Origin of the sequence: Bacillus shivajii (genome assembly GCF_020519665.1) — a bacterium.
In the GTDB taxonomy this organism is placed as follows: Bacteria; Bacillota; Bacilli; order Bacillales; family Salisediminibacteriaceae; genus Bacillus_CA; species Bacillus_CA shivajii.
This window is the reverse complement of record NZ_CP084703.1, coordinates 2,835,667-2,852,459: the sequence shown is the minus strand read 5'-3', so window position 1 is coordinate 2,852,459 and position 16,793 is coordinate 2,835,667. Positions and strand designations below refer to the sequence as shown.

Below are 16,793 nucleotides of genomic sequence, written 5' to 3'. Positions count from 1 at the left end.
GGTAAAGGATGAAATTTACTGTCAAATCTCGTGGTGATCATGATTCAAATATGATTACACAAAAAATCAAGAATTATTTACAAGAATTTGAACTCACCTATAATTCAGAAGAGCCGGATGTAGTCATTTCAGTAGGTGGAGATGGTACGTTATTAGAAGCTTTTCATGAGTATACTGACCGTCTTTACGATACTGCTTTTGTTGGTGTTCATACAGGTCACCTTGGTTTTTACGCGGATTGGAAGCCAGATGAAGTAGAAAAACTTGTGATACATATAGCAAAAACACCATTTAAAATTGTGGAATATCCAGTTTTAGAGGTTGTCGTACGCCATCACGGTGAACAGAAAACAGAACGGTTTCTTGCGTTAAATGAATGTTCAGTAAAAAGTACGGAAGGTTCCCTAGTTATGGATATTGAAATTAAAGGCGACCTGTTTGAGACGTTTAGGGGGGATGGTTTATGTATATCGACCCCTTCAGGGAGTACTGCTTATAATAAAGCATTAGGAGGAGCAATTTTACACCCATCTTTATCAACGATTCAATTAGCTGAAATGGCTTCAATTAATAATCGTGTCTACCGGACGATTGGTTCTCCACTTGTATTACCTCAACACCACACATGTTTGTTAAAACCTTTAAATGATGTAGATTTTCAAGTGACGATTGACCATAAAACGTTGCTTCAAAAAGAAGTTAAGTCCATCCAATGTAGAGTAGCAGAAGAAAAAGTGCGGTTTGCAAGGTTTCGTCCATTTCCATTTTGGAAAAGAGTCAAAGAATCCTTCATCACGGACTAATGAAAACCATATCTCTAAATTGGCAAGTAACGAACACACAAGATGGACAATTACTACGATCGTTTTTGCGTGACGAAAAGCACCTTTCTCGCAAAGCCCTTGCAGATGTGAAATTTAAAGGTGGGAAAATAACCGTAAATGGGGAAGAAGTAAATGTAAGGACTGTTCTAAAAAGTGGTGATGACGTCACAGTCTTTTTCCCGCCCGAAGAGCGAAGCGAGAATGTCCCGCTTTATTCGTTACCGTTACATATCGTGTTTGAAGACGAACATATACTTGTTATTAATAAGCAAGCTGGCTTGCCAACGATTCCTTCTAGAGACCCGAATGAACCTTCTTTAGCGGGAGCAGTCTTAGCATACTATGATGAATGTGATATTCAGACAACATTTCATGCGGTCAATCGATTAGACAAAGATACGTCAGGGGTTATTTTAATTGCGAAACACCGTTACATTCATGACCGCTTTGTACAAATGCAAAAAGAGAACAAAATAAAGCGTTCTTACATGGCTATTGTTCATGGAAAGATGAATCAGTTAAAAGGGACGGTTGATGCTTCAATTACTCGTAAGGAAGGAAGTATCATTGAACGAAAAGTCTCTGACGTTGGACAGCGAGCGTTAACACATTTTCAGGTTGAGCAAACCACAACTGAAGGGACACTCGTTCGTTTGGAATTAGAAACAGGGAGAACCCACCAAATACGCGTTCATATGAACTCGATAGGTCATCCGTTACAAGGGGATACATTATACGGTGGAAGGACAAAGTATATTGATAGACAAGCACTTCATGCTCGTTCAATCAACTTTGTACATCCGATAAAAGAAGAAGAGATGTTTTTAGAAGCACCTCTGCCAAAAGATATGAAAAATGTTTTAACAGCCCTCAAGGCAAAATCTTGAGGGCTGTTATTTATACTTTAAGAATTTTTAACTTTGCTAAAGGGTTAAAGTATAACTGCAACTAAGGCTTTCGCCATAGGACTTGGCGATAAGCCAAGTTTTGTTTATACTAATGTATCACCAATGGGGTTAAATTTTTCTTCAACAAATGGTTGTTTAGATGGAACAGAAATGAATGTTTTTTCTGGCCATTTCATCGCCGTTAATTGGTTGCCAAACACACTACCTGTATCAATATTAACGGTGTTCCCTACTTTTCTTGGTTCTTTTACTGGTGTATGACCGTAAACGATAAAGTTGTCAAAATCATAATTTTTTGCCCAATCTCTACGAATAGGACGACCATCTGGATGTTTCTCCCCTGTAATATCTCCATATAAAACAAAGGTTTTAACTTTTTTACTGTCTTTTCCGATATAATCTGGGCGAATTCCAGCGTGCGCAACAACTAGACGTTGTTCATCTAAAACCAAATAGAGAGGTGAGGATTCATACAGTTTTTTAAAGGCAGTAGAGATTTGTTTGAACTCTCTATTCGATAAATTATTTAGTTCAGAAACAGTCGTTTCAAGACCATTATTAATGACAACATTTCTACCTAAAAAGTATCGATATAACTTGTTACAGTGGTTGCCAGGACAGTATAAAGCAAGATCATCTTCCACCCATTTCGTTACATCTTCCATAACTGGGACAGATTGAGGTCCTCGATCTGTCAAATCACCTAAAAAGACGGGTTTACGGTTTTCAGGATGAGATAACCCTCCATTTTTAATTGTATATCCTAGTTTTTGTAAAAGGTCATGCATTTCTTCATAACAACCGTGAATATCACCAATAATATCGTACAATAACATTTCCTCCTAACTTATGTATTGACAATGTACTAATGCTCTAATATGATGGTTATCGTTTGTAAAGTTTGGCTATTAATCATCATTTGTAATATCTTTTTTACATAAAGATGAGCATAAAGGCCAATTATTATTATAAAAGAAGGCTGTGTTAAAGCTCAATGTTGATATCTTGGGATTTGAGGGATGTCACACTTGTGCCCAGAGGTGCAAGCATCCACCTTTAATACGAAAATCAACAACTAACTTTAACAGAGCCTAAAAGAACAGGAGAAGGGGGAACACATCATGGAAGAACATGCAGCAGTCACATCATTAGTTATTGTCGTCTCCATCGCCTTTCTTATTCCCGTATTGTTACACAAGTTGAAATTAAGAGTCATTCCAGTTGTTGTAGCAGAAATTATTGCAGGAATTATTATAGGAAAAAGCGGTTTTAACCTAGTGAGCACAGACATATGGCTAGAATCTTTATCGTTATTAGGCTTTATCTTTTTAATGTTTTTAAGTGGTTTAGAAATTGATTTTTCAGCTTTTGCAAATAAAAAGAAGAAAAAGGTAGCCTCAGATGCAAATCCATTTGTTGCGGCTACAATTATTTTTATAGGGGTATTTGGTTTATCATTACTTTTATCGTTTGGGTTAGTCTGGCTCGGGTTTGTTGATAATGCGTTTCTGATGACTTTGATCATATCGACGATTTCTTTAGGAGTTGTTGTGCCGACACTTAAAGAAGCAAATATTATGGATAAAACGATTGGACAGACGATTTTATTAGTAGCTGTTATAGCTGACCTTGTAACAATGGTCTTACTTGCTGTTTTTGTCTCTATCTACGCTGAAGGAGGAGGCAACATGTGGTTGCTTCTTATCTTATTTGCAGCAGGTATTTTGATTTACTGGGTAGCAAAAAAGTATCAGCACCGTTCATTCTTCGAAACAATGACAAAAGGGACGATACAGATCGACACACGTGCGATCTTTGCATTAATCATTTTCCTTGTTGCACTATCTGAAACAGTAGGAGCAGAGAATATTTTAGGTGCCTTTTTAGCTGGAGTACTTGTTTCATTGCTAGCGCCTAATAAAGAAATGGTTAAGAAACTTGATTCCTTTGGCTATGGCTTTGTTATTCCGATTTTCTTCGTCATGGTTGGCGTTGACCTTGATTTATGGGCATTGTTTAGTGACAGTCAAGTTATGTTATTGATTCCGCTTCTATTACTAGCGTTGTTAATTTCAAAAGTTGTTCCATGTTTATTTTTATTAAAATGGTATGACTGGAAAACAACGATCGGAGCAGGGTTTTTATTAACGTCTACGTTAAGTTTAGTTATCGCCGCGGCTGCAATTGGAGAGCGCATCGGCGTTATAGATGAGCTTCTATCATCTGCACTTATTTTAGTCGCTGTACTTTCCTGTATTTTGACGCCAATTGTATTTAAAAAGCTATTTCCTCGTTATGAAGATGACGATGTCAGCGATGTCATGTTTGTTGGGGCGAATCAGCTAACAATGCCATTATCGTTAAACTTAGATCGTTCTCGTTTTAAAGCAAAAATCTTTCACCGTAAACAAGATAAAATTGACGAATTTAATATTGATTCATCGTTCTCCGTAAATGAAATGGCTGATTTTAGCGTAGAAACGTTAGAAAAACACGATGTTTTTGAAGGAGATATTATTGTCGTTGCAACAGGTGATGAAGAGAAAAACTTAACGATTGCAAAGTACGCAAAAGAGTTAGGAATTGAGCAAGTCATAGCTAGGGTAGATATGCCTGAATATAAAGAAGAACTTGAAAACATTGGTGTTGATGTATTCTCAATTTTCTTCTCGACGCAACTTGTATTGAAAACATTAATTGAATCACCTCATGTTGTAGAACTATTTGGAAATCCACAAAATGGTTTATCTGAAGTTGAGGTTGGAAATGAAAGTATTGCTGGAACTCCTTTAAGAGAAATGCCGTTCTTTGGCGATGCAGTGTTTGTTCGAATTTTTAGAGGGAATGAATCAATTATTCCTCATGGGGATACAGTTCTAGAGATGAGAGACCGGCTAGTCGTTACTGGAAGCAAAGAGCATGTTAACGAATTAAGAAGATTATTTGAAAAATAACACTTTCGACGATTAATAAGAAAAAAAATGGGCAGAATGTTTTAATGACTTGTTACTACGATTGACGTACCTTTTAAAGAGTGTCCAAGAAAAAGCAGGGGAATATCCTCTGCTTTTTTGTATAGGAAATAGAGAACATAACTACCAAAAAGAGTATTAACGTGGAGAAGAAGATTGACGTTATTAGCGATTCGAGATAAAATTAAGACCAAGTACTAACAACAACATATAAATGTTGAGGAGGAAATGATTCATGAATATCGATTTAAGCCAGCGTACATATGTGATTATGGGTGTTGCAAATAAACGTAGTATAGCATGGGGGATTGCTGAATCTTTATCTAAGGCAGGAGCTCGTTTAATTTTTACATATGCAGGAGAGCGTCTTGAGAAGAATGTACGACAATTAGCCGATTCATTAGAGCGAAATGACTCACTAGTTCTGCCGTGCGATGTAACGAATGATGAAGAAGTGGATAAAACATTTAATCAAATTGAGGAAGAAGTCGGTGACATTCATGGTATTGCTCACTGTATTGCATTTGCGAACCGTGAAGAATTAGATGGCGAGTATTTAAATACAACTCGTGATGGCTTCATGTTAGCTCAAAACATATCTGCTTATTCATTAACAGCTGTAGCAAAAGCTGCACGTCCACTTATGACAGAAGGTGGAAGTATCGTAACGTTAACCTACTTAGGTGGTGAACGTGTCGTGAAAAATTACAACGTTATGGGTGTAGCAAAAGCATCACTTGACGCAAGTGTAAAATACTTAGCAAATGATTTAGGAAAAGAAGATATTCGCGTTAATGCAATTTCAGCTGGCCCAATTCGTACACTTTCTGCAAAAGGTGTTGGTGGATTTAATGAAGTATTAAAAGAAATGGAAGACAACGCACCTTTAAAACGTACTGTTACTCAAGAAGAAGTAGGAGATACAGCACTATTCTTAATGAGTGATATGTCCCGCGGGATTACAGGAGAACTACTTCATGTAGACGGTGGGTACAATACAATTGGCCTGATGTAAGAATATCAAATGCAAGAAGAGGATGACTCACAAGAGCATGAAATGCTTTTGAGTCATCTTTTTTTGTAGTCTAGCGTACAATGTCAAATACTTTTTTGAAGATTTTGAGTAACTCAAACACACTTACTGTAATTGGATTTTTTTACAAGTAACAATTAACCAAGTTATTTATGAAATAGGCACCACTTTCTTGATTCAGAAATGGGGTATACACTCGCTTCTTTTTCTGCATTGATGCATTCTGGCATAGAGTACAAAATGTTTTATTAACGTACTGATTCGCATTTACAGGACGAGTGGGATTAAGCTAAACTTCGAGGTCAGGGCCTCAGGAAAATAGATTGGATCTCCACTCGAACCAAAAGAATGGTGCCTATTTTTTATGTGAAATTATGCAGCTATTGGTAGAGCAAGTTTTTTCATAACTTCTTTTTCGTAGTTAAAGTTGGGTTCTTTACACTGGAAGGGTGTCTGATTTTTTAACATCGCAAAAGCAATCTTTAAGAATTTGTTTCCCATAGCAATATATATCTTTTTAGTCTTCTTACCTTTTTCTTTCAATCGAGAATAGAAAGGTTTTAAGGCATCATTATGCACACTAAGTGAGCGACCAGCGTAATAGACGGCTCTTCGCAAGTTTGCGTTTCCTTGTTTGGAAATATGACCGTAATAGCCGGCATCTGGCCCCGATTGTTTAATCGTAGGATTGGTTCCTGCCTTTTTTATGATTTGGTTTGCGTTCGAATAATGAGAAAGATCTCCCATTTCACAATAGACTTCGGCTGCAGTGACAAGACCGATTCCTGGGACTGTAAGGAGAAGCATACCATCTGTCTTAATGAAAATACGCTCAATTTCCAACTCATATGATTGAATGGTTTGTGTATGCCATTCGTAATCCCTTAGCTTTTGTTTTAAGATGAAAAGTTCACTTGAGAGTTCCTCTAAAGATTTTGATACACTTTCATCAGCAGCGTGAAGAAGCTTTTTTATGGTTGATTGTCTTATTTTTAAATTGTGATCTTTCGACAATCTTTTTAATCCAACCTCTCCAAGTTCTAAAATTTGAGACGCATGTGGAAAGTGGGTTAATAAATGCATACTAGCTTTTCCCCAAAAATCACTAAAAGTTCGTTTGGTTTTGACTTTTCCATTTTCTAATACGCTGAAACCTTGATATTCACGCCAAATATGATCGTGCATAGTACGTATCTCTGTTTTAATCCGAGAACGCTTATTGATTTCACTTCTTCGAGCCCTTGTGAGATGTTGGAGTCGTTTGTAATCTCCTTTAGAGAGTTTTGCATTTGTAGCTTTATTCCCAATTAAAACCTCAGCTATTAAATACAAATCGATATCATCAGTTTTCGTATAAGTAAGGTGCTGCTTTCTTTCTTCATTAGTAGAAGCAGGATTAATAATGTGAACAGAATATCCACAATCCGTTAGGATTCGAACGATATCTTCATAATAGTGACCGGTAGCTTCTATTCCTACAAACACACGCTCAGCCTGTGAGTACTGTTTTGCTTTTTCAATCTTTTGAATCAAAAGGTTCATTCCTGTTTGATTGACCATGAAGGAAAAAGGATCATCTATAACCTCACCATAATAATTCATGATCATTGATTTTTGTAATACTTTTGATACATCTATGGGAACAAGTAATACTTTTTCTAAATCAGCCCCTCGAATTTCTTGTGCGAATTGACTTCTTCTTAATCCTTGTTTACTCTTAAGTAGTCTCATTGACTATGACCTCCTTGGTGGGTGGGTGATTGAGTTAAACTTGGTTAAGTACTTCAATCGTAGCATAGTCAGTGGGACTTTTTTTGTACAAAATTATTATTTCATACACCAGGAATTTATAAAATATGTGCTTGTGGATAAATACCTAGCTAGTGGTTACGTCTAGCTCCAGCGACGAGCGTTACTTCTCAGAGGTACTTCGAGTTGTCTCGACGGACAAAGCTGCATAGCTATACTGGAAGAGGAAGAGACACGTTTTCCTTGTTCCTGCGCCGCTACGCTTGCTCGTCACAACTCGCCGTAATTTCAAAGAAGCCGTTGCTCGTTGCTCCTGCGGTTACTCGTCGCATGTCGGAGTAATTTCGAAGAAGCTGTTGCTCGGTGCAACTAAGGCTTTCGCCATTAGGACTTGGCGATAAGCCAAGTTTTGTTTATGAAGGCTTAGCATCAACGATTATCAACTGTACCTGAATGGTGACGTTAATCTTGTGAAAAAGAAAAGGAAGGTAGTGGTTCACGGTAGTTAGTGGGTGACTAAAACCAAGTTCAAAGGGGGATATAGAGAACACCTTCTTCAAAAAGGTAAAATGCAATAGCCCAATTATCTTAAGTTAGACATTCGTCTAAAACAAAAAAGGGCATTTGACATAATGATAAGAGAGAGAACTCCTCAATGAAAGGTGATGGAGGTGAAAAGAATGAGCTACTACAATGGCTTTACGTTAATCGTCGTGCTTTTCATCTTGTTAGTAATCGTTGGAGCAGCATATTGCTAGGTAGAGACGAAATAAACTGGCAATGTTTAAAAAGGAGTAAGGGGATCTTCCCTTGCTCCGATTGATTGAGTTTTTCATTTTTCCTGAAAGTGGGTTCAAATTATGGGAATTACACTACTTGAATTTCTTTTGTACTCATTAGCAGTCTTTCGTTTTTCACACCTAATTGTATATGACAAAATCACAACGGTTATACGGAAGCCTTTTATTCAATTGGAAGAACTGACGAATGAAAATGGGGAACTAGAAACGGTTTATATAATAGCAGAGAATGGCTGGAAAAAGTGGATAGGAGAACTATTAAGTTGCCATTGGTGTATAGGAATATGGGGAGCTGCATTTATTTATATAGGGTATATCATGTTTCCACTTACTTTTTCATTCATTATTACCGTTTTTGCAGCAGCAGGTGTTGCTGCAATTATTGAAACGATTGTGATTCAATGATGTAGAATAAAGACACATAGCAGGAAGAAGAGTGATTTATACGATTACCAGAGTGACCTAAAGCACTCTGGTTTTCTCATGGGTTGAATACTGAGATTGTGTTTACAGCAGAGACCCCTTGTCGTACCTCTTTAGAAAATACAACACCCTCAACTAAAAAGTGTGACACATTTTCATTAGGGTGAAGTGTAAAAGTGAAATTTGAAAAAGACTGCTTTTCACCAGGTAACAGTTGTTTGAAATGAAGTGGTCTTAACCAATGTTCTCCCTTTGTATTAACCAAACTTTTTAATCCATCTTGAATATATACCCAATCTTCAACAGGAGGTACTTTTTCATGTTGATCGGTTAATTCAATTTTTCCTGATAGCAAAATATGTTCACATGGACTCATACGTAAGCAAATAAAAAGATTGTTTAATGGTCGGTCACCAATATTTTCAATCGTATAGTGGCCAATTACATGGATAGCTTCTTTTTCTCGCTGGTCGATATGTTTTAAGTTCGGTAGAAACACTGAATGGCTAAAGTATGATTTTATTTGAGAGTTTATCGTGCTGTTTTGTACAGATACGTGAGTCATTGAAGAAGACGTGTTCTTTTTTGAACGAAAATTTTGTTTGTTGGTCATTTTTTCACCTCTCTGAACAATTTTTAGTTTATTTTATGCGTGAAAAATAAAGTAAGAAGTATAAAACTAGTAACGAACAAAATTTTCTCCTTTTCATTTTGAGCAAGTTTTCCCATTACAAACATAGGATAGAGATAAAAGGCTAATATTTTTTGGGGGGAACGCATTGAAATATAAGGATAAGCTGTCAAAAGTCCAACTGAAACAAAAGATTATTCATCTCCAAGCTGAATCGAAGAGGTACTTGAAAAAACTAAATGAATATGAAGCCAATTATCATTTTTATGTATTAAAAGAATTAAAAAATGATAAAAAGCAATTGGAAGAAGAGGTTAAAAAGCTAAAGAAAGAACGAGATCAAGCAAACAATGAAAAGGATCAATTAGTTAATCAACTAAAATCACTACAAAAAACCAATGAGCACTCATCAAATGAATTGGATATTTATAGGGAAACCCTCGATGAACTTAAGCTAGCAAATGATGAAAAAGACAAGAAGATCGTACAGTTATTTGAAGAAGTTCATAAAATGAAATCAAAACTTAAAAGTTTAGAAGAAAAACTGAAAGGAGAACAAAGTAAAAGAACGAGGGTACTAGAAGAAAGGTCTAAACAAGAGAAAAATCAGCAATTGACAATTAGTCGTCTTGAAAATAAAATCGACAAACTGCAAACAACAAACGAAACTAATCGTGTGAACAAAAAACAGAGTACAGGTTCCATGCGTCGCATCGAAAACCATGGTGAGATACACCCGGTACTTCGTGGACTTATATCTAACTTTCCGACGTTTTTAAGTGAAAGAAATACTCCATTTATGACAAATGGCCATACTTCGCCTGAAGTAAACAAAGAACAGCGTTCAGTGAAAAGAGATCATAAAAGAGAGGATTAACACTAGCTTTAATAATAACCCTTTTTCACCTATTTGTTTTCAAATGAAAAAATGTTCAATCCTTGCTTTTAAATAGTCGAAGAAAGGAGAGGAATGAAAATAATGAAGGGAAAACGGAAGGAACCTTTACTTTATGTCGTCCAACCGAAAGTAAAGCCTAGTGAATCGAACATGCAAGAATTTAGTTATACAAGAAAAACAAAAGAGGAGAAGAAGCTTGAACAAAAAGAAAATGAGATATTTTGTGATGAAAACTTAGAAACGAAAAAATTAGAAGACGAACAAGTAAAGAATGTTCATGGTGGGGAAGAAATAGCGGTAAGTGACTCTGAAAAAAAGGAAGAACATATCGAACCTATTAAGGAAGCCAGTGAAAAGGTTGAAGTTGTAGAAGATGTTGAGGTAAATACGAACGAAGAAGAGGTACGAGGTGCCAACGATAAAGAACAGTATAAAGAGGGAAATGAAGAGGTCTCAGAAGATAAGAAAGCGAACAAAGAAGATGATGAGCTTGCTTCTTTAATGAAGGATAATCATGTGAAAACACATAATCAAGCACGCATAGAAATTCAAACAAGTTCGTTTTTAGATTTGGACGTAGAAAGTAAAATTAAATATTTAATGACATTGCCTAGATATTTTACAAAGCCTGTCATTGAATTAAAAATTGATAATAAAATATATATTGGGATGATCTATTCCTGTGATAATGAGACAAATAAACTTACATTGATGCTGACAAATAATTACCGAACGGTTGAGTTAAACATTGATCAAATAAAATATTTAAAGATTATTAGCTTATAATTTTAATAAACTCGCATTTAAATACTGTATGGCACTAACCATATCGAGACTCACTTCAATAAAATTGGGGCTTTTTTCAATTACTTTAGTATTATATAAATTATCATTTGTGACTGGGCTACTATCGGGCTTTAACAAAGACAAGATGACGGTCGTGTTACTAACATCTTCAACACGAAAAAAGGGAGTAGAAAATGATTGATTTGCACTTCCTATATTTCCATATGCATAAAAAAGCGAGCCACTATTTAAGTATATAAAAATTGGAATCGTATCTTTTATTGGTGTCACTATAAATAATTTTTGAATGAACCTTGGTTTTTCAATGGCGTCTTGAATTTGTTTGATTTTTATCAAGTTGTTACGAAGATTATTCATTATGACCCCTCCATTTTTTAGACCGATAATTATTAATATGATAAATAAAACTCATTTTGACTAAAATCTTATCGGTATATGGATGGGAGTGAAAGAAAAAATTCAGCCTTAGTCAATAAAGGTTGACTAAGGCTTTTTTTTAAGGAATTGCCATTATGCAGATGGCAAGTAAACAGCTGGTAAGCACACAACTCCGCAGAAACATTTCAAGTCAACTGTAATACAAGCTCCAGTACGTTCAAAATCGTCTAGGTTAATTTCACCATCTTCACCAATTTCTGGTGCGATAAGAAGCTCTAATACTGCACAGCAGTCTTTTTCATCAATTGAATCTACACGGAAAAATGAAGATTCGATCACTGCTGCCGTACCGTTTGTTCTAACATATCCAGTTGCAGTAAACGGCTCATCTTCACAAGCGCAAAGTAACTGGAAAGGAACTGTATTAAAGTTTGTAGGAGCCATTCCGCCTAGTAATTCTCTAATTGACTGTTCACAACTTGTGATACAATCAGTATCTGTTGTTTGATCTTGCGCATCTGCAATATCTAGTAAAACATCACAAACACAGTTACCTGTGTCAAATTTTTTACCACAGCCCATTCTTTTTCCTCCTTCGTGATAAACGTTTTGACTCTAAGTCAATATTAGAGTATGCTTTATCAGTCTATTGGTGCATATATAGGTGAAATATCTAAGAATTCAGCGAAATCACTAGAAAGCGCCTAGAGAAAATAAGCTTCCTCACATTGGCGACTTAAGTTGATGTAAGTGTTACAATCGATGGTATTTTATTGAAGTGAATTATCTTATGAAACATTGACCTTCCGAGTGAAAGACCTTGTTTCAGATAAATAGGAAAAAGTTCACAAAACATTAATGGACTATGCCAAATACTTATTAAGTCAATAAAAAGATAAATGTGTTAAGGATACTCAAGAGGAAAAAGTGGGTGTCCTTTTTCATTTCCAAAAGTTTTTGTTTCGTTGCTTATATTGGTTAATAAGGTGCAGCATTGGTTGCAAGGTTTCTAGCTGGTTAAAGCCATTCGTTTGTGGGTTGCTGTTTGCTTCGATAATCCATACCGACCCATCATCTGCTACGGCAAGGTCACATCCCCAGATCAATTGTTTATGAAATTGTTTAGATAAACATCTTGCAACGGATATAGCGACTTTATTTAATGTAAGTGAGATGTCATTAGTTGTATCATTACAAAGGTTTGATTGGGATAAAGCATCTTCAACGGTTAAGATACTTGCACCTTTTGTCATATTTGTCACAGCATAATCAGCGTGGGCAACCCTTGCGTACTTTCCAGTTACGACCCATTCATTGGACCCTTTTTCTCTTTGACAAATAAGCCTAAAATCTAATGGCTGCTCTTTTACTTTGACTAATGGTATATAATGTTGGATCATACTCTTTGCTTTAACATTACTTTTTATAAAAGTAAGGACGTTATTTTTTCCTGAAATGACTTTTCTTTGATTCAATGAATGTACGTCATATATGTCAGGTTCTGTCTTAGTTATGAAAATGAGTCCTTTACCTAGTGAGCCTCGAATTGGTTTAATAACAACTTTTTTATACTCATTAAGGAAGACCCAAAAGTTATGGTCAGTAAACACTTTCATTTTAGGTACAAAACGTGATGTATTCGGATCATTTATTAATAATTGCTGCTTAAAATATTTGTCGCCAATTCGCTGACCTTTCAAGTCGTTCACCTCTCCTTAGTCTGTTATATTAGAACTCTTATATAAAAGTATTCAATGAAAACGATAAGTTGAAATAAAATAGGGAGATATGACTTCACAAAAATGTATCCACCTCATAAATTAATAAAAAAGAGTTGAAGGGTTATGGCCAATAGAGACAGACAAGCAGTAGGCAAGGTTTTGGAGAGTAACCGAGTTGTGAAAAAGGGGACGAAACTACGTAACACAGCATCTAGACCAAGGAAGAAAGGTTGCAATTGTGGAGGAAGAATAAGAACGAGGTAAAGAAAGGAATGTTTTTCCACAAAAACCCAGGTGCTAGGCACCTGGGTTTTTGTGGAAATATCATAAGAGTAAATAGAGGTGATGAATTTTAGCGGACCATTATAGCTCCTTTTTTATTTCAGGAAAAACTTTTAGAAACCGTGATGGGGAAGCTCGCTTACCACGTCTGAAGTCAGTAACTGAGAGAGTGAGTGTTTCAATGGCTCTAGTCATGGCGACGTATAGTAAACGTCTTTCTTCTTCGAAAAATTGTTTATCTCCATCTCTTAAACAGTCTAATGCATATTCATGGGGAAGAGTGCCGTCGTTACAGCCGATGACGTATACATATGGAAATTCTAGACCTTTTGACTGGTGAATCGACATGAGTTGAACGCCGTAACGGTCTTTTTCTGCTTTTTTTTCACGATGTGCGCGACTAACAAATTTAATATGTTCTAAGAAAGATAAAATATCACGATGTTTTTTCGTTAATGTAATAAGCTCTGCCCAATCATCTGAGCCTTTATCATATCCATTCCCTTCTTTGCCGTTTTTACGAATATATTCTTTCATGCCCATTTCTTCATAGATTTGCTGCATTGCATCTTCTAATGGCATTTTTCGCAATCTCTTAAACATTGGCAAGATCCGTTTTAATTTACGAGACTGAAATGCCGGCAGCCCTTCCAAGCTTGTCACACATTGTAATAGACTTTTATCCTCTAAGATCGTTAACCTTTCTAACTCTCGAAGTGCAGTCTTTTTTAAAAACCAGACTCTTAATAACTTCTCCATCGCTTCAGTATCATTTTCATTCTCGGCAATGTGAAAAAAAGCTAACGTATGTTTTACAATCGAGCGCTCATAAAACACATCACTGCCTTTATCAATCGTAAACGGTATGTCCTCTTCAAGAAGGAGCTCAAACAACGCTCGCGATTGTACGTGTGTGCGGTATAGAATCGCAAAATCATCGTCATTTTCCCCGTGAACGTATTTCTTTTTTATATCTTCAATAATATAAAACGCTTCTTCTTCTTCATCATATGGAAAAATAACAGTTGGCTTTTCTTCACTGCTAGCTAGTGCATACATCTCTTTAACATGGCGATCACTATTCTTTTGAATCACTTTGTTTGCAGCATCTACAATTTCATAAGTAGAACGGTAATTGTTTGCTAACACGATTTTTTTCGCATGAGGAAACTCTTCTTGGAAGTTAAGAATATACTTTGGATGGCTTCCACGGAAGCGGTAAATCGACTGGTCATCATCACCAACTACACATAGTTGATTTTCAGGGAGAGCCATCATTTTCATGATTTCATATTGAACAAGGTTTATATCTTGAAACTCATCAATCATAAAATGTTTAAATCGGTTTTGATAAAGCTGAAGAAGATCAGGATTTTCTTTTAACATTTGGTAACAACCGATAAGCATATCATCGAAATCAAACAAATTTTCCCTCTTTTTATAGTCTTCGTACGCTTTATAAAATGTTAATGTTTCTTCTTCTTCAGCATCGGCAGGTTCGATTTGATCAGGAAACAATAACTCATTTTTCCAAGCTGAAATTCGTACCATATGGACATCCATTGCTACATCTTTTTCGTCTAATTTCATGTGAATAAGTAATTGCTGAAAAATACGTTCTTGCTGCCACTTCTTTGATAAAAGCTGATCTTGTCGCCAACGATCAGGTTGATGATGCATCAGCATTCGGTAAAAGAGCGAGTGGAACGTCCCCATTACTATTGATTGTACAGCTTCTTGTGGTAATGAAAACTCGGTTGCTAAACGGCGTTTCATTTCCTGAGCGGCTTTTTGAGTGAATGTCACTAGCATGATTTGTTTTGGAGATACAAGATTTTCAGAAATCATATAAGCAGTTCTTGCGGTTAAAACCCTTGTCTTTCCACTACCAGCACCAGCGATGATTAGGTGGGGTCCATTTATACTTTTTACTGCTTGAAGTTGGTCATGACTAAACATTTTTTCTTGGAATGTGAAACTTTCGTGTTTTTCTTCTTTCCATGCAACCTTCGGATCCAAACATATCGGAGGTTTCCAGTTAGAAATCCCGACGGTTTCTACGGAACGGTTTTGAATCGATTTACTTTTTGGTAATGTGATCATTCCTCCAGGTTCGCTCTTTTCTGTTGTCTGTGTAGAAACTTTTACTGAAGGCGCTGATTCCTTACAATCCTCAGATTCATCGATATGTGAAAACATTGGTGGTTGTTTGATGAATAAATGTAATTGCACTTGTTTGTGACAAATAGTGCAAGTTGCTTCGTGTTTTTTTGTTAAGTGAAAAACTTTTGTTAGTTCTCCTCGTTGTAAAGAAGAAAGATCATACGTATGACCATTGATCATTGCTCGGTTCATTTTTGACCTCCGAAAAATAAAATACTCATTCCATCTTACCAAAAACGAGAATATACATATAGAGGATGTTCGATAAAAGTTTTTTCGTTACGGAGAAAGAGTGGACGACTACATTTCCTAAAAAGTGACAAAACTAGTGGGGAGAAAAAAGAGGGAAATGAATTCCTGACGGGGAATGGTTTAAATAAGATAAGTTTTTAGATTCTTTCGAAAAATCACGCATACAGATTTAAAGAAGAGGGGATTAATGAATATAGAGAGGTGATATATATGGGGTATATTCCATTAGTAAAAGATGAACAAACATTGCTTTATAGTAATCGTCAAACATCTCGTTCACCTATGATCAGCAAAACAGAGCCTGTTCAGCGACCTGAATTTTTTGATGCATTAAAAGACAAGACGAAACACCATTATGAAGATCATGAAGAAGAAAGTACGATCCCTTTTTCTGAGTTACTAAAATATCATGAAAAGAAACTCACTGGCAAAGGGAAGTTTTTCGATGAAACGATATAAATGTTTAAAAAAGCCTAAGGTGAATGTTTAATCACCTTAGGCTTTACAGTTAATAAACTTTTGCTGATACATCAAGTAAGGAATAAGTAGGTGACTGTGGGTTGTCTCTTGCGAATCCTTGAACGAAAGCACCTTCTTGAACAAGGGGTCTGCGATCATCTAAGAAATATAATTTAACTGGCTTTCCTTCCTGTCCTTCATTACTCATTCTCCAATTTACAGCCTCAATTTCTGAATCAGCGGGTCCTAACAAGAGGTAGTCCTCTTCTATGTTCAACACAACCCCACTAACTTCTTTAAAGATTTTTTTCTGCGCACTTTCTTGGGCATTCGTTTCATCACCATTAAATGTGTAACCGATTACAGCGAAGAAAAGTGTTACCCCTAAAAAGAACCAAATTCCTCTCATTGTAAACCCTCCTTTTTTTCTGAAAGAGACGATAATTGTTTATATTTATCGTTATATTGTCATTTACCACCGATATAAACGATT

Annotated in this window: 17 protein-coding genes; 9 read left to right on the top strand and 8 right to left on the bottom strand. The window is 36.0% G+C overall.

What is annotated here, in order from left to right:
• The first annotated feature begins 8 nt into the window (after positions 1 to 8).
• Positions 9 to 803 carry an NAD kinase gene (locus LGQ02_RS13915; protein WP_226514961.1) on the top strand — a complete coding sequence of 265 codons (795 nt, stop codon included), beginning with the start codon at positions 9 to 11 and terminating at the stop codon, positions 801 to 803.
• The gene (locus LGQ02_RS13910) at positions 803 to 1,711 is read left to right on the top strand and encodes an RluA family pseudouridine synthase (protein WP_226514960.1); all 909 of its coding nucleotides are present in this window, start codon (positions 803 to 805) and stop codon (positions 1,709 to 1,711) included. The genes LGQ02_RS13915 and LGQ02_RS13910 overlap by 1 nt, the downstream gene beginning before the upstream one ends.
• A 104-nt stretch (positions 1,712 to 1,815) precedes the next feature.
• On the opposite strand, the gene prpE is transcribed toward LGQ02_RS13910, so the two are convergent.
• Complete coding sequence (gene prpE, locus LGQ02_RS13905) at positions 1,816 to 2,568, bottom strand: bis(5'-nucleosyl)-tetraphosphatase PrpE (protein ID WP_226514959.1); 753 nt, start codon at positions 2,566 to 2,568, stop codon at positions 1,816 to 1,818.
• A gap of 285 nt (positions 2,569 to 2,853) precedes the next feature.
• On the opposite strand from prpE, the gene LGQ02_RS13900 reads away from it, so the two are divergent.
• Both LGQ02_RS13900 and fabI read left to right on the top strand, forming a co-directional pair.
• On the top strand, positions 2,854 to 4,686 hold the full coding sequence (locus tag LGQ02_RS13900; RefSeq protein ID WP_226514958.1) for a monovalent cation:proton antiporter family protein: 1,833 nt from the start codon (positions 2,854 to 2,856) through the stop codon (positions 4,684 to 4,686).
• Between the two features lie 253 nt (positions 4,687 to 4,939).
• Positions 4,940 to 5,719: an enoyl-ACP reductase FabI gene (gene fabI / locus LGQ02_RS13895; protein ID WP_226514957.1), complete on the top strand. Its 780-nt coding sequence runs from the start codon at positions 4,940 to 4,942 to the stop codon at positions 5,717 to 5,719.
• A 390-nt stretch (positions 5,720 to 6,109) separates the two neighbouring features.
• Here the strand turns inward: fabI and LGQ02_RS13890 are convergent, their stop codons facing one another.
• Positions 6,110 to 7,468 (bottom strand): IS110 family RNA-guided transposase, encoded by a 1,359-nt coding sequence (locus LGQ02_RS13890; protein ID WP_226514588.1) that lies wholly within the window; start codon positions 7,466 to 7,468, stop codon positions 6,110 to 6,112.
• A 683-nt stretch (positions 7,469 to 8,151) separates the two neighbouring features.
• On the opposite strand from LGQ02_RS13890, the gene LGQ02_RS13885 reads away from it, so the two are divergent.
• Entirely contained in the window at positions 8,152 to 8,244 is a 93-nt protein-coding gene (locus LGQ02_RS13885; protein ID WP_404802360.1) for a YjcZ family sporulation protein, read from the top strand.
• 102 nt (positions 8,245 to 8,346) lie between these two features.
• Positions 8,347 to 8,691 carry a DUF1360 domain-containing protein gene (locus LGQ02_RS13880; RefSeq protein WP_226514956.1) on the top strand — a complete coding sequence of 115 codons (345 nt, stop codon included), beginning with the start codon at positions 8,347 to 8,349 and terminating at the stop codon, positions 8,689 to 8,691.
• A gap of 76 nt (positions 8,692 to 8,767) precedes the next feature.
• Here the strand turns inward: LGQ02_RS13880 and LGQ02_RS13875 are convergent, their stop codons facing one another.
• The gene (locus LGQ02_RS13875) at positions 8,768 to 9,322 is read right to left on the bottom strand and encodes a hypothetical protein (protein WP_226514955.1); all 555 of its coding nucleotides are present in this window, start codon (positions 9,320 to 9,322) and stop codon (positions 8,768 to 8,770) included.
• A 166-nt stretch (positions 9,323 to 9,488) separates the two neighbouring features.
• Here LGQ02_RS13875 and LGQ02_RS13870 point away from each other — a divergent pair, with 166 nt between their 5' ends.
• Positions 9,489 to 10,217 carry a hypothetical protein gene (locus LGQ02_RS13870; protein ID WP_226514954.1) on the top strand — a complete coding sequence of 243 codons (729 nt, stop codon included), beginning with the start codon at positions 9,489 to 9,491 and terminating at the stop codon, positions 10,215 to 10,217.
• Between the two features lie 93 nt (positions 10,218 to 10,310).
• Positions 10,311 to 11,024 carry a CotO family spore coat protein gene (locus LGQ02_RS13865; protein WP_226514953.1) on the top strand — a complete coding sequence of 238 codons (714 nt, stop codon included), beginning with the start codon at positions 10,311 to 10,313 and terminating at the stop codon, positions 11,022 to 11,024.
• Here the strand turns inward: LGQ02_RS13865 and LGQ02_RS13860 are convergent.
• The 4 genes from LGQ02_RS13860 to LGQ02_RS13845 form a co-directional block, all read right to left on the bottom strand.
• Positions 11,019 to 11,402 carry a CotY/CotZ family spore coat protein gene (locus LGQ02_RS13860; RefSeq protein ID WP_226514952.1) on the bottom strand — a complete coding sequence of 128 codons (384 nt, stop codon included), beginning with the start codon at positions 11,400 to 11,402 and terminating at the stop codon, positions 11,019 to 11,021. The two genes, LGQ02_RS13865 and LGQ02_RS13860, sit on opposite strands and share 6 nt — an antisense overlap.
• A gap of 153 nt (positions 11,403 to 11,555) precedes the next feature.
• Positions 11,556 to 12,005: a CotY/CotZ family spore coat protein gene (locus LGQ02_RS13855; protein WP_226514951.1), complete on the bottom strand. Its 450-nt coding sequence runs from the start codon at positions 12,003 to 12,005 to the stop codon at positions 11,556 to 11,558.
• Positions 12,006 to 12,364: 359 nt separating this feature from the next.
• Complete coding sequence (locus LGQ02_RS13850) at positions 12,365 to 13,123, bottom strand: YheC/YheD family protein (protein WP_226514950.1); 759 nt, start codon at positions 13,121 to 13,123, stop codon at positions 12,365 to 12,367.
• A gap of 384 nt (positions 13,124 to 13,507) precedes the next feature.
• Positions 13,508 to 15,781, bottom strand: a complete 2,274-nt coding sequence (locus tag LGQ02_RS13845) for an ATP-dependent helicase (RefSeq protein WP_226514949.1) — start codon at positions 15,779 to 15,781, stop codon at positions 13,508 to 13,510.
• Positions 15,782 to 16,051: 270 nt separating this feature from the next.
• On the opposite strand from LGQ02_RS13845, the gene LGQ02_RS13840 reads away from it, so the two are divergent.
• Positions 16,052 to 16,300, top strand: coding sequence for a hypothetical protein (locus LGQ02_RS13840; RefSeq protein ID WP_226514948.1), 249 nt, complete (start codon positions 16,052 to 16,054; stop codon positions 16,298 to 16,300).
• Between the two features lie 49 nt (positions 16,301 to 16,349).
• Here the strand turns inward: LGQ02_RS13840 and LGQ02_RS13835 are convergent, their stop codons facing one another.
• Positions 16,350 to 16,709, bottom strand: coding sequence for a hypothetical protein (locus LGQ02_RS13835; RefSeq protein ID WP_226514947.1), 360 nt, complete (start codon positions 16,707 to 16,709; stop codon positions 16,350 to 16,352).
• Between the last annotated feature and the right edge of the window lie 84 nt (positions 16,710 to 16,793).

What these genes read in the sequence shown, in the direction of transcription:
- LGQ02_RS13915 (WP_226514961.1), top strand. Translation starts at nt 9, where the DNA reads ATGAAATTTACTGTCAAATCTCGTGGTGATCATGATTCAAATATGATT.
- LGQ02_RS13910 (WP_226514960.1), top strand. Translation starts at nt 803, where the DNA reads ATGAAAACCATATCTCTAAATTGGCAAGTAACGAACACACAAGATGGA.
- prpE (WP_226514959.1), bottom strand. Translation starts at nt 2,568, where the DNA reads ATGTTATTGTACGATATTATTGGTGATATTCACGGTTGTTATGAAGAA.
- LGQ02_RS13900 (WP_226514958.1), top strand. Translation starts at nt 2,854, where the DNA reads ATGGAAGAACATGCAGCAGTCACATCATTAGTTATTGTCGTCTCCATC.
- fabI (WP_226514957.1), top strand. Translation starts at nt 4,940, where the DNA reads ATGAATATCGATTTAAGCCAGCGTACATATGTGATTATGGGTGTTGCA.
- LGQ02_RS13890 (WP_226514588.1), bottom strand. Translation starts at nt 7,468, where the DNA reads ATGAGACTACTTAAGAGTAAACAAGGATTAAGAAGAAGTCAATTCGCA.
- LGQ02_RS13885 (WP_404802360.1), top strand. Translation starts at nt 8,152, where the DNA reads ATGGAGGTGAAAAGAATGAGCTACTACAATGGCTTTACGTTAATCGTC.
- LGQ02_RS13880 (WP_226514956.1), top strand. Translation starts at nt 8,347, where the DNA reads ATGGGAATTACACTACTTGAATTTCTTTTGTACTCATTAGCAGTCTTT.
- LGQ02_RS13875 (WP_226514955.1), bottom strand. Translation starts at nt 9,322, where the DNA reads ATGACCAACAAACAAAATTTTCGTTCAAAAAAGAACACGTCTTCTTCA.
- LGQ02_RS13865 (WP_226514953.1), top strand. Translation starts at nt 10,311, where the DNA reads ATGAAAATAATGAAGGGAAAACGGAAGGAACCTTTACTTTATGTCGTC.
- LGQ02_RS13860 (WP_226514952.1), bottom strand. Translation starts at nt 11,402, where the DNA reads ATGAATAATCTTCGTAACAACTTGATAAAAATCAAACAAATTCAAGAC.
- LGQ02_RS13855 (WP_226514951.1), bottom strand. Translation starts at nt 12,005, where the DNA reads ATGGGCTGTGGTAAAAAATTTGACACAGGTAACTGTGTTTGTGATGTT.
- LGQ02_RS13845 (WP_226514949.1), bottom strand. Translation starts at nt 15,781, where the DNA reads ATGAACCGAGCAATGATCAATGGTCATACGTATGATCTTTCTTCTTTA.
- LGQ02_RS13840 (WP_226514948.1), top strand. Translation starts at nt 16,052, where the DNA reads ATGGGGTATATTCCATTAGTAAAAGATGAACAAACATTGCTTTATAGT.
- LGQ02_RS13835 (WP_226514947.1), bottom strand. Translation starts at nt 16,709, where the DNA reads ATGAGAGGAATTTGGTTCTTTTTAGGGGTAACACTTTTCTTCGCTGTA.